The sequence below is a fragment of the Pseudomonas sp. 15C genome (assembly GCF_055484735.1).
This window is the reverse complement of the sequence record NZ_JBUDGD010000024.1, coordinates 65,267-75,539: the sequence shown is the minus strand read 5'-3', so window position 1 is coordinate 75,539 and position 10,273 is coordinate 65,267. Positions and strand designations below refer to the sequence as shown.

12 protein-coding genes are annotated in these 10,273 nt (G+C 60.6%); 4 read left to right on the top strand and 8 right to left on the bottom strand.

Going from position 1 to position 10,273, the window contains the following annotated elements:
• Positions 1-464: 464 nt before the first annotated feature.
• The 5 genes from ACYYKW_RS14540 to ACYYKW_RS14520 all read right to left on the bottom strand — a co-directional run bounded on the left by ACYYKW_RS14540 (position 465) and on the right by ACYYKW_RS14520 (position 4,191).
• Positions 465-1,793 carry a deoxyguanosinetriphosphate triphosphohydrolase gene (locus ACYYKW_RS14540; RefSeq protein WP_090284911.1) on the bottom strand — a complete coding sequence of 443 codons (1,329 nt, stop codon included), beginning with the start codon at positions 1,791-1,793 and terminating at the stop codon, positions 465-467.
• 76 nt (positions 1,794-1,869) lie between these two features.
• Complete coding sequence (locus ACYYKW_RS14535; RefSeq protein ID WP_464990422.1) at positions 1,870-3,033, bottom strand: EAL domain-containing protein; 1,164 nt, start codon at positions 3,031-3,033, stop codon at positions 1,870-1,872.
• Between the two features lie 119 nt (positions 3,034-3,152).
• Positions 3,153-3,491: a hypothetical protein gene (locus ACYYKW_RS14530; RefSeq protein WP_090284907.1), complete on the bottom strand. Its 339-nt coding sequence runs from the start codon at positions 3,489-3,491 to the stop codon at positions 3,153-3,155.
• Positions 3,488-3,874, bottom strand: coding sequence for a phage holin family protein (locus ACYYKW_RS14525; protein WP_090284905.1), 387 nt, complete (start codon positions 3,872-3,874; stop codon positions 3,488-3,490). The genes ACYYKW_RS14530 and ACYYKW_RS14525 overlap by 4 nt, the downstream gene beginning before the upstream one ends.
• Before the next feature lie 2 nt (positions 3,875-3,876).
• A complete protein-coding gene (locus ACYYKW_RS14520) occupies positions 3,877-4,191 on the bottom strand; it encodes an ElaB/YgaM/YqjD family protein (protein WP_090284903.1) in 315 nt (104 codons plus the stop codon).
• A 305-nt stretch (positions 4,192-4,496) separates the two neighbouring features.
• Here ACYYKW_RS14520 and ACYYKW_RS14515 point away from each other — a divergent pair, with 305 nt between their 5' ends.
• The gene (locus ACYYKW_RS14515; protein ID WP_090284901.1) at positions 4,497-5,705 is read left to right on the top strand and encodes an ammonium transporter; all 1,209 of its coding nucleotides are present in this window, start codon (positions 4,497-4,499) and stop codon (positions 5,703-5,705) included.
• Here the strand turns inward: ACYYKW_RS14515 and ACYYKW_RS14510 are convergent.
• Positions 5,702-7,414: a cation:proton antiporter gene (locus ACYYKW_RS14510; protein ID WP_464990421.1), complete on the bottom strand. Its 1,713-nt coding sequence runs from the start codon at positions 7,412-7,414 to the stop codon at positions 5,702-5,704. The genes ACYYKW_RS14515 and ACYYKW_RS14510 overlap by 4 nt on opposite strands.
• 210 nt (positions 7,415-7,624) lie before the next feature.
• Between ACYYKW_RS14510 and ACYYKW_RS14505 the strand changes: the two genes are divergently transcribed.
• From ACYYKW_RS14505 to ACYYKW_RS14495, 3 genes are all read left to right on the top strand, one after another.
• A complete protein-coding gene (locus tag ACYYKW_RS14505; protein WP_093099733.1) occupies positions 7,625-7,861 on the top strand; it encodes a glutaredoxin family protein in 237 nt (78 codons plus the stop codon).
• Positions 7,862-7,972: 111 nt separating this feature from the next.
• Positions 7,973-8,290: a transcriptional regulator gene (locus ACYYKW_RS14500; protein WP_003226726.1), complete on the top strand. Its 318-nt coding sequence runs from the start codon at positions 7,973-7,975 to the stop codon at positions 8,288-8,290.
• 71 nt (positions 8,291-8,361) lie between these two features.
• Positions 8,362-9,252, top strand: coding sequence for a pseudouridine synthase (locus ACYYKW_RS14495; RefSeq protein ID WP_464990420.1), 891 nt, complete (start codon positions 8,362-8,364; stop codon positions 9,250-9,252).
• A gap of 77 nt (positions 9,253-9,329) precedes the next feature.
• Here the strand turns inward: ACYYKW_RS14495 and ACYYKW_RS14490 are convergent, their stop codons facing one another.
• Together ACYYKW_RS14490 and mobA are read right to left on the bottom strand one after the other, a co-directional pair.
• Positions 9,330-9,551, bottom strand: coding sequence for a YgdI/YgdR family lipoprotein (locus ACYYKW_RS14490; protein ID WP_016770600.1), 222 nt, complete (start codon positions 9,549-9,551; stop codon positions 9,330-9,332).
• 78 nt (positions 9,552-9,629) lie between these two features.
• On the bottom strand, positions 9,630-10,232 hold the full coding sequence (mobA, locus tag ACYYKW_RS14485; protein ID WP_093099738.1) for a molybdenum cofactor guanylyltransferase MobA: 603 nt from the start codon (positions 10,230-10,232) through the stop codon (positions 9,630-9,632).
• Positions 10,233-10,273 lie beyond the last annotated feature (41 nt).

Below are 10,273 nucleotides of genomic sequence, written 5' to 3'. Positions count from 1 at the left end.
TTCCGCTGTGTACGACTTCGTCGTACGGTCGCTGCGCTCCCACGCCCGGATCGATCCCTCCACTCAGCCTTCCGATGTCGCTGGTTAGGCAAGATCAAGATCAAGATCAAGAGCACGCGAGCTAACGCTCATTGTTGAGTGGTTAGAAGCGGGTGGTTGGCTTTGGATTTTTGGTGTGGCTGCCCCTCACCCCAACCCTCTCCCCCTGGAGAGGGAGCCGATCTGTGTGCTTTTCAAGTGCTGTATTCGACTCGGTATCGCGCGTTGGCGCATCTATCGCATCCACCACGATCAGTCCCCTCTCCCTCCGAGGGAGAGGGAGCCGATTTGTGGGCCGTTCAAAATTTGGGTACGACTCGGTATCCCAAGTCGGCGTAACTCTCGCATCCACCACGATCAGTCCCCTCTCCCTCCGGGAGAGGGCTAGGGTGAGGGGCTTTTGATGTTGCCGGAACATGCAGGCCTCAGTGGCTGGAGCGTCCGGTCATTTCCAGGGCCATGTCGCTGGCATAGCTGTCGGTCATGCCGGCGATGAAGTCGATCATGCGCAGGAATGAGGTGTGTAGCGAGCCTTGCGGGTCGGGGGCGTTGCTGCCGAGCAGGTCGAGGATGCGTCGGCTCTTGAAGGACGGGGTGCGGCCGTTGTGTTGTTCCAGTGCGGCGCCGCAGAAGGAGTTGAGGAGGATTTCCAGGGTGGTGTAGGCGCCGATTTCGTGCAGGGTCTTGCGTTTGTCCTGGAAGATTTTCTTGCGTGCGATGTCTTTGGCGTTCAGTACGCAGCGTTTGGCCGGACCGTGCATGTGTTCGACCAGGTCGCCATGCAGGGTGCCGGCGAGCAGTGCGTCCTGCTGTTCGACGAAGGCGCGTGCGGCGGCGTTGGTCAGGTGCTCGATGGCTTTGCCGCGCAGGATTGCCAGTTTGCGTCGACGCGAGTCTTGCGGTCCGAGCAGACGATAGGTTTCCGGCAGGTCATCGCCGACCAGGCCGAGCAGCAGCGCTTCGACTTCGGCGTATTCCAGCAGCTCCATTTCGAGGCCGTCTTCGAGATCGATCAGCGCGTAGCAGATGTCATCGGCGGCTTCCATCAAATACACCAATGGATGGCGCGCCCAACGTTGATCTTCGATTTGCGGCAGGCCGAGTTTGTGGGCGATCTGCTCAAGCAGGGGCAGTTCGCTCTGGTAGCAGCCAAATTTGTGTTTCTTATAGCCCAGCGAGTCGGCGTGGCGTGCAGTCCAAGGGTATTTCAGGTAGGTGCCGAGGGTCGCGTAGGTCAGGCGGGTGCCGCCGTCGAACTGGTGGTATTCCAGTTGCGTAAGGACGCGGAAGCCTTGGGCATTGCCTTCAAAGTTAAGGAAGTCGCCGCGTTCGGCTTCGCTCATGCCGTCGAGCCAGCCGCGACCGGCGGCCTGCTGGAACCAGTGGCGGATGGCGTCTTCACCGGAATGGCCGAAAGGCGGGTTGCCGATGTCGTGGGCCAGACACGCCGATTGCACGACCATGCCGAGGTCGGCCGGGTCGCACCATTCGGGTAGCGCGCTGCGCAGGGTTTCACCGACGCGCATGCCCAGCGAGCGGCCGACGCAGCTGACTTCCAGCGAGTGGGTCAGGCGCGTGTGAATGTGGTCGTTGCTGGTGACCGGGTGCACTTGGGTCTTGCGCCCGAGGCGGCGGAAGGCGCCGGAGAAGATGATCCGGTCATGGTCTTTGTGAAAAGGGCTGCGGCCGAGTTCTTGCGGGCTGTGCAGCGGCTTGCCGAGACGTTCGCGGTTGAGCAGGGTGTGCCAATCCAAGGCTGTTTCTCTCCGTCAGGAAAACTCGAATATTGGCCGTTAGCTTCCCGGTTCGCGTACGCTCCTGCAAGCGGAACTACAAGCCGGCAGCGTCGATGTCGATCAGCAACAAGCGCTCGCCGTTGTCGAAAAACTGCCCGGCGGTGAGGCAATACTGGTTGCTGGTGGCATCGCGGTAAGTGCTGGACAGGGTCAAACGGCGTTCCTCCCAGCCTTCGGCGAGCAGATGGTAGAAGTACGGGCGCCACGACCAGTTGTGGCCCAGGTATCGGTTGTCGGCGACCCAGCGATGCTGGCGCCACTCCAGATTCGGCGTCAGTTGCGTGCCATGGCGATCGCACTGATAAAAGCGCAGCAGCCACGGGAAGGCGTCCAGTTGTGGCAGCGCGCTCAATGGTGCGTGGGCCTGCGCCCAGCTTTGCAGGATCGACATCAGTTCGGCCAGTTGCTGGCGCATCTGCATCAGCCGCCCGCGCTCGGCGAGTTTCTGCCGCACATAGCGCTGACGCAGTTCGGCGAACCGCTGCACAAACGCATCAGTGGGGAAGAACGCCTCTTGCGCCCGTGCGAAGAGAAAACCCTGCACGTAGCGCGACCCGCATTCCAGCGCAAAATTGAGCTGCGCTTCGGTTTCGACACCTTCGGCAATGATCCAGCAGCCGGTCTTCTCGGCCATTTGCGCCAGCGCCTTGACCACGTCACTGCTCGGCCCTCCCAAGGCTGCGGCCTGAAACAGGCGCATGTCGAGTTTGAGAATGTCCGGTTGCAATGCCAGCACCCGATCGAGCTGGGAATACCCGGCGCCGAAGTCGTCGATAGCGATTCTGGCACCAGCCTCGCGATAACGCGCGACCACCTCGGCCAGGCGCTGATCATCGCCGCCCAGTTCGGTGATTTCGAAGACGATGCGCTGCGGGTCGACCGCGTGTCGTGCCAGTTGCCCGAGGCTGGGCAACGCTTGGCCGGCGCGCAGGCGGCTGATCCAGCGCGGCGACATGTTCAGGCTGAGAAACCAGTCGGATGGCGCTTCGTGCAGGCGGCTCAAAGCGTTGTCACGGATCTGTCGGTCGAGGCGGCGCAGGGCAATCGCGGGCGTACGCGGATCGGCGAACAACGGACCGACCGAAGCCAGTTGGCCGTCAGCCTGGCGCAGGCGGCCCAGCGCTTCGACGCCTGCAATCAGTCCGGTGGCGGTATCGATGAACGGTTGAAAGCAGGCGAGCGGTTGCCCGTCGATCACGGGGCCTCCTTGGTTCTTGTTTTGATGAACCCCGATGGCCGCGTAGGCGTGCGGGATTGAACCTGCGGATAACAGGTTCATCCCGCCGTCAGTGCAAGAATGTAGCCAGATGGATCACTTCAACGTTTAGCCGAACTCTGCATGACCAGTTTGATCAGCGGCCCCAGCGTGGTGCCGAGCCGGATCAAGCGGCTGACCCCACCGGCGCCGCCGCTTTTCGCGCCTTTGCCGGTGAGAAAGCCCAGCAGCGTAACGGCAGCCACGCCCCACAATGGCGCGTGTTTGATACCGAAGCCGCTGTGCAGACCCTGCGTCATGCCGCGCACGCGCTGCAAAGGCTGCAGAACCTGCCCGGCCTCATGGCGGATTTCCTGGCGATGCATTTCCATGCGCAGGCGAATCAGCGCCTTGCGCATTTCTCGGCGTGAGCTGTTATGCGGCAATTGAGGATGGCTCATGGCAGCAGGCGCTCCCGGTCGTTGGCCAGCTCTTCGAGCGTGCCGTGGAAAGGCGAGGACTCATCGAAGATGGCCGCCTTGAGGCGCAGTCCGCAGAAGATCGAGGCCAGGGTGTAAAAAACGCACAGCCCGATGATGGCGGCCAGGCGATACGTATCCCAGAACAGAATCATCACCAGCGTCGATAACCCCACCAGCAGCAACAGGGCAAAGACCAGCGCCAGCCCGGCGAACAGCAACAGGCTGACAGTGCGGGATTTCTGCTCCTGCAATTCGATGCCGAACAATTCGACATGACTGTGCAGCAGACCCAGAACGGCGGCGCCCAGGCGTCGCGTGGAAGAGGCGGTGCCCGCAGTCGGGCCGGATTCACCGATCGACATGATCAGCGCCGAGTGGCCAGCAGGCCAATCAGAAAGCCCACGCCAGCGGCAATACCGACCGACTGCCATGGGTTGGCCGACACGTATTCCTCAGTGGCGGTCACCGCAGCCTGACCGCGTTCGCGCAGACTGTCTTCGGTCAGTTTCAGGGTTTCGCGGGCACGCAACAGGCTGTCGTGGATCTGCGCACGCAGCTCATCGGCCTGATCACCGGCCAGGGTGGCGGTGTGCTCGAGCAAACGCTCGGTGTCGGCGACCAGGGTCTGGAAGTCGTTCATCAGGATGTCTTGAGCAGTCTTTGCCTTGATGCTGGCCATGGGGTGGATCTCCGTAGTGACGTCTGAAGCGTTCGAGTATGAGCCTTGCGCGAAGGTTCAGTAGAAATGACTGGTACGACAATTGCTGTGTTGTGGTGCGTCGCCCGGGCATTGTGCGCTGTTGCCGGGCGTACGCCCCGGGAAACCTTGTTCCGAATGATCGCGGTTCGTGTCAGCACATCGACCTGATGCGCCAAAGCAGTTCGCTGAAGATCCCATTCGGTGCCTGTCTGGTTGCAACTTGGTGCATGAATTGTGCGCATGAGCCGCTTTGGTGCCTTTTCTGCCGTTAGGTCTGCCTGCTTATGGAAAATCTGCAAAGCGCTGTGGACACGCTGGTTCACAGTTCCAATACCTTGTTCATTCTGATCGGTGCCGTCATGGTACTGGCGATGCACGCCGGTTTCGCCTTTCTGGAGGTCGGAACGGTCCGGCAGAAAAACCAGGTCAACGCGCTGGCGAAGATCCTCAGCGATTTCGCCGTCTCCACGTTGGCCTATTTCTTTATAGGCTATTGGATCTCTTACGGTGTGACGTTCATGCAACCGGCAGCGGTGCTGAGCGCCGATCACGGTTACGGACTGGTGAAGTTTTTCTTCCTGCTGACGTTTGCTGCGGCGATCCCGGCGATCATTTCCGGCGGTATCGCCGAGCGCGCACGTTTCGTTCCGCAGTTGTGCGCCACGGCGCTGATCGTCGCGTTCATTTATCCGTTCTTCGAAGGCATGATCTGGAACGGCAACTACGGCCTGCAAGCCTGGCTGACGGCGCAGTTCGGCGCCGCGTTCCATGACTTTGCCGGTTCCGTGGTGGTGCATGCCATGGGTGGCTGGCTGGCGCTGGCGGCCGTGTTGCTGCTCGGTCCGCGCAATGGCCGCTACCGCGATGGGCGTCTGGTGGCGTTCGCACCGTCGAGCATTCCGTTTCTGGCATTGGGCTCGTGGATTCTGATTGTCGGCTGGTTCGGCTTCAACGTGATGAGTGCGCAGACGCTGCAGGGCGTCAGTGGCCTGGTCGCGGTCAACTCGCTGATGGCGATGGTTGGCGGCACAGTGGCGGCGTTGATCGTCGGGCGCAATGACCCAGGCTTTCTGCACAACGGCCCGCTGGCCGGGTTGGTGGCGGTCTGTGCCGGTTCCGATCTGATGCATCCGGTTGGCGCGCTGCTGACCGGGGCGATCGCCGGCGCACTGTTTGTCTGGTGCTTTACCGCCGCTCAGGTGAAGTGGCGCATCGACGATGTGCTGGGTGTATGGCCATTGCACGGCTTGTGCGGCGTGTGGGGTGGCATCGCCTGCGGGATTTTCGGCCAGACCGCGCTCGGCGGTATCGGCGGTGTCAGCCTGATCAGCCAGTTGATCGGCACGGGGCTCGGCGTCGCGGTGGCGCTGGTCGGCGGCTTCGTCGTCTACGGCATGATCAAGGCATTGCATGGTCTGCGCCTGAGCCAGGAACAAGAGTATTACGGTGCCGACCTGTCGCTGCACAAGATCGGCGCGGTGAGCCAGGATTAAGTCTCGGCATCGTCGGAACCGGGATAAAAACCATGCAGCAGGCGATAGCGGTCGATGCGCACCTGATCGACTTGTTCCTGCACTTTATGCGCGGGCAATCCGAGCATGATCAACGCGTGAGAGGCGAGCATCAGGCTTGACTCCAACAGCTCCGGCACCACTTCAGTGGCGCCGGCGGCTTTCAGTTCGGCCCACTGGCTGTCGTCGCGGGTGCGCACCAGAATCGGCACATGGGCATTCAGCCGCCGGGCTTCCTTGAGGATGCGCAGGGCGACATCGCTCTGATCCACGGCGATCACCAACAGTCGCGCACGTAGCAGGCCGACGGCGGTCAGCAGGTCGCCACGCGCCGAGTCGCCATAATGCACGTCACTTTCGCCATGGGTGGCTTCCTGTACGCGCACCGGGTCGTTGTCCAGGGCGATGTAAGGTTGTCTGGCATTGCTCATGAACCGCCCGATCGATTGGCCGACACGGCCGTAGCCGCAAATCACTACGTGTTGGTTGAGGTCGGCATTGAGCGCGCTGATTTCTTCGATCTGCGCTTCCTGATTGGGTTTGCGATGCAGAGCTGCGGCGATGCGTGGCGCTGCACGCAGCAACAGCGGGGTCAGCAGCATCGAGCAGAATGTCGCCGCCAGCAGCAGGTCGCCCAAGCCCTCGGGCAGCATGCGGTTCTGTTGCATCTGCGCCATCAGTGCAAAGCAGAACTCGCCGCCCTGGGCCAGCGCCAAACCGCTGCGCCAAGCGGTTTCGCTGTCGCTGCCGCGCCATTTCACCAGCAAGGCCACGACGATGCCCTTGATCACCATCAAGCCGACGGTGAGGCCGAGGATCGCCAGGCTGTGGCTGAGAAACAATTGCAGGTCGATCAGCATGCCGATGCTGACGAAAAACACCCCGAGCAGGATGTCGCGAAAGGGCCGGATATCGGCCTCGATCTGGTGGCGGTAATGGCTTTCACCGAGCAACATCCCAGCGAGAAAGGCGCCAAGGGCAGGGGACAGGCCCAGCAGGTGGGTCAGCCAGGCAGTCAACAGCACGATCACCAGCGCCAGCAACACAAATAACTCTGCCGAGCGCGAGGCCGCGACTTCGTGAAACAGCCGCGGCAGCAACCAGCGACTGGCCAGCAACAGGCCGACGAACAGCACCACGGTTTTCCCCAGTGTCAGCGGCAACGCCCAGTACCAGGCTTGCTCGCTGCTGCCGGCGAACACCGGGATCAGGGTCAGCAGCAACACCGCCACGACATCCTGAAACAGCAAAACCCCCACCGCATTCTGCCCATGGCTGCTGAACACTTCGCCGAGGCTGCCCAACTCTTTGGTGACGATTGCCGTCGACGACAGCGAAAGCCCGGCGCCGAGCAGCAGCGCAGGTGTGACTGGCATGCCCAGCAGTATCAACAGCAGTCCGAGCAACGCGGTGCTGATCAGTACTTGCTGACTGCCAAGGCGAAACACGACCTGGCGCAGGGCAATCATCTTCGACAGGGAAAACTCCAGACCCAGCGAAAACAACAAAAACACCACGCCCAACTCGGCTACATCCGGCAGGTGTTCGCTCTCGTTGACCCAATCGAACGCACTCGGCCCGACCAGCAGTCCGACGCACAGATAGCCCAGCACTGGCGGCAATCGCAGCCGTCGAAACAGGGCGATCACCACGAGGGACGAGGCGAGGATGATCAACAGATTGGCGAACACTGGACACTCCGGCGGCGGCTTCAGGCTTTTCAAGCGTAGAAGCAAAAAGACCGCAAGCATCGCGCAATCGGCTTTTCTGCGAACTGATGTGCGTCAGGGTTTTGCCAGCGTTGCGTTGATTCGGCGCTGGAGCCTTTGGGCGGTGCTGGCTCGACGGGTTTTGCGCGCAGGCCTAGAATGGAGCCCCACTCATTTTGCGGTTGCGCGCACATGCCTCCTGAATGTCAGTTGTTCGGCACTCTCGGGTGTCATCTCTGTGAAGTCGCTGAAGCCGAGCTCATGCCTCTTGTCGAGCATGGGCTATTGGTCGAGCTGATTGATATTGCTGAAGATGAAACCTTGTACGAGGCTTACAGCCTGAGAATTCCAGTGCTGCGCCGAATCGATACCGGGGCGGAACTGGACTGGCCGTTCAGCGCGGACGAGGTTGTCGCGTTTCTGCGTTGAGCCGGATTCCCTGCCTTTTCCGCCGGTCGCCACCAGGTTCCATCCCTTGGCTTTTTACGGTTCGTTCGGTTACTGTATGCCCATACAGTAAACGCGTCAGAGGGATGAACCGTGGTCAATGTCGAACAGTTGAAGAACAGCGTGAACCGGATGTCGGTTGACGTGGTGCGCGAGGCGGTTCTTGAATTGCGCCTGGACGGGCTGGTCACGGAGGGCAAGACGCCTTTCAACAAGCTGCATTTCAACACCTGTTTCGCCGAAATCGAGGCGCTGTTCCAGCGTGCCGGTTATCACAAACAGCTTGATGTGGTCGGCTATCAGGGCTTGCTTTATGCCTTGTACGATCCGGGTCGCTGGGAGGCGGTTGACGTGCTGCGCTGGCTCAAGGAATTCACCGAGGCCGCAGCGCTCAAGTCGATCCCGGCGTAAGTATTCTGCGCTAGGTAGGTTTCCCTCAGTGCTGGATAATGCGACTTCGCATTGAGGGTCCGAATTTCCATATGTCCAATCCAACATTCTCTGCCGCCCACGCTCAGGCCAGCACGCTCTATCTGCCGCCGGGTCAATGGCGGACCGTACTCGATTGTCTGTGCGAGCATTTCAGTGCCATTGGCCGTGAGCAATGGCTGGACCGGATTGCCCGAGGGCGTGTACTGGATGGCAATGGTCAGCCGATCGACGTGAACCTGGCTTACAAGGAAGGTTTGCGCATTCATTACTTTCGCGAAGTGCCGGACGAAAAGCCGATTCCGGTGCTCGAGACGATTCTGTATGCCGATGAACACCTGGTCGTTGCGGACAAACCGCACTTCCTGCCGGTGACGCCGGCCGGGGAGTACGTTGAGCAAACGTTACTGCGCCGCTTGATCCGCCGTCTGGACAACCCTCATCTGGTGCCGCTGCACCGTATCGATCGACATACTGCAGGGCTGGTGATTTTCTCGGCCAATCCGCAGACCCGTTCGGCCTACCAGTCGTTGTTCCCGACGCGGCAGATCGACAAGCGTTATGAAGCGATTGCCCCGGCACTGCCGGATCTGGAATTTCCCTTGGTACACAAGAGCCGTCTGGTCGACGGCGAGCCGTTCTTCCGCATGCAGGAGGGTCCCGGTGTCAGCAATACCGAAACGGCAGTGGAAGTACGGGAAAGGAACGGCGACCTGTGGCGCTATGGGTTGTATCCGGTGACCGGCAAGAAACATCAACTGCGCGTCCACATGACTGCATTGGGCGCGAGCATCTGCAACGATCCGTTTTATCCGCAGGTGTTGAAAGATGTCGAGGATGACTACGCCAACCCGCTGAAGCTGCTGGCGCAGGGGCTGAAATTCATTGACCCTGTGACCGGAGAAACGCGCGAGTTTGAGAGCCGGATCAAGCTGCAATGGTGAGAGTGCAGGCACATTTCGAGCGCCCATGAAAAAGCCCGCAATCAATGCGGGCTTTTTTTTATCCGGTTGACCAGAACTTACAGTTCTTTAACGGTACGCACCTGATCCTTGTTGATGCGGGTCTCTTTGCCGTCCAGCTGCTGGAACTCGTAGAAGCCCGAATCGTCATCGTATTTCGGGGTGTCGACGGCCTGGATTTCGCGACCGTCATTCAAGGTGATCACTGTAGGCGAGGAGCAACCGGCGAGGGTAGCCAGGCCCAGTGCGAGCATGAAAGTGGCGAGGGTCCGTTGAGTCATGAGTGTGTCTCCGAATGGGAATTCTTTTGGTTACTGAGCTTGAGACGTATACAAGGCGTGAGAGTTCCTTGAATGGTGTCAGTCTGACACAGTGTTGTAAGCGTTTAACAGTTCGGGGGTGTTGAGGTTGGCCAGACGCGGGTCGTTGTCCGGGCATTGCAGAGCCGTCGCGCCGAGACTGCGCATCACCCGGCCTGGGCTGCGTTCACCGGCGTTCCAGGCCTCTTCGAAGGCCGCCGAAAGGCTCAGCGGGATCACGCAAAGCAACGGTTCCCAGTGTTCGCCATGACGCAACATTAAAGGTTTTTCAGAATTCAGCTGCGCCGTCTCACGCATGCTCTGCAGCAATGCCGTGTCGATGCGTGGAACATCGCAGGGCAGTACCAGCAAGTGCGAATGGTGTGCGGCTTTCAGGCCGGCACGAATCCCGGCCAGTGGCCCGGGGAAATCGCCTTCATCGTCGGCAACCAGTTGATCGGCAAACGGCGCGTAGCGCTCGCGGTTGCGGTTGCAGGAAATAATCAGGTCGTCAGTCATTGCACGGACCTTGCGCTGCAGATGCGCGATCATCGGCTCGCCCAGCCATTCCACCAATCCCTTGTCCTGGCCGCCCATGCGCTGGCCGCGTCCGCCTGCCAATAGCAGGATGGAACAAGCGGGTAGTCGGGTGTTGACGGTCATTGCATCCCTCCACAGGGGCGGCGAAAAAAGGGGGCGCTGTG

Coding starts and splice junctions, on each gene's coding strand:
- ACYYKW_RS14495 (WP_464990420.1), top strand. CDS start 8,362: ATGTCCAATCCAACATTCTCTGCCGCCCACGCTCAGGCCAGCACGCTC.
- ACYYKW_RS14520 (WP_090284903.1), bottom strand. CDS start 4,191: ATGGCCAGCATCAAGGCAAAGACTGCTCAAGACATCCTGATGAACGAC.
- mobA (WP_093099738.1), bottom strand. CDS start 10,232: ATGACCGTCAACACCCGACTACCCGCTTGTTCCATCCTGCTATTGGCA.
- ACYYKW_RS14525 (WP_090284905.1), bottom strand. CDS start 3,874: ATGTCGATCGGTGAATCCGGCCCGACTGCGGGCACCGCCTCTTCCACG.
- ACYYKW_RS14490 (WP_016770600.1), bottom strand. CDS start 9,551: ATGACTCAACGGACCCTCGCCACTTTCATGCTCGCACTGGGCCTGGCT.
- ACYYKW_RS14530 (WP_090284907.1), bottom strand. CDS start 3,491: ATGAGCCATCCTCAATTGCCGCATAACAGCTCACGCCGAGAAATGCGC.
- ACYYKW_RS14505 (WP_093099733.1), top strand. CDS start 7,625: ATGCCTCCTGAATGTCAGTTGTTCGGCACTCTCGGGTGTCATCTCTGT.
- ACYYKW_RS14515 (WP_090284901.1), top strand. CDS start 4,497: ATGGAAAATCTGCAAAGCGCTGTGGACACGCTGGTTCACAGTTCCAAT.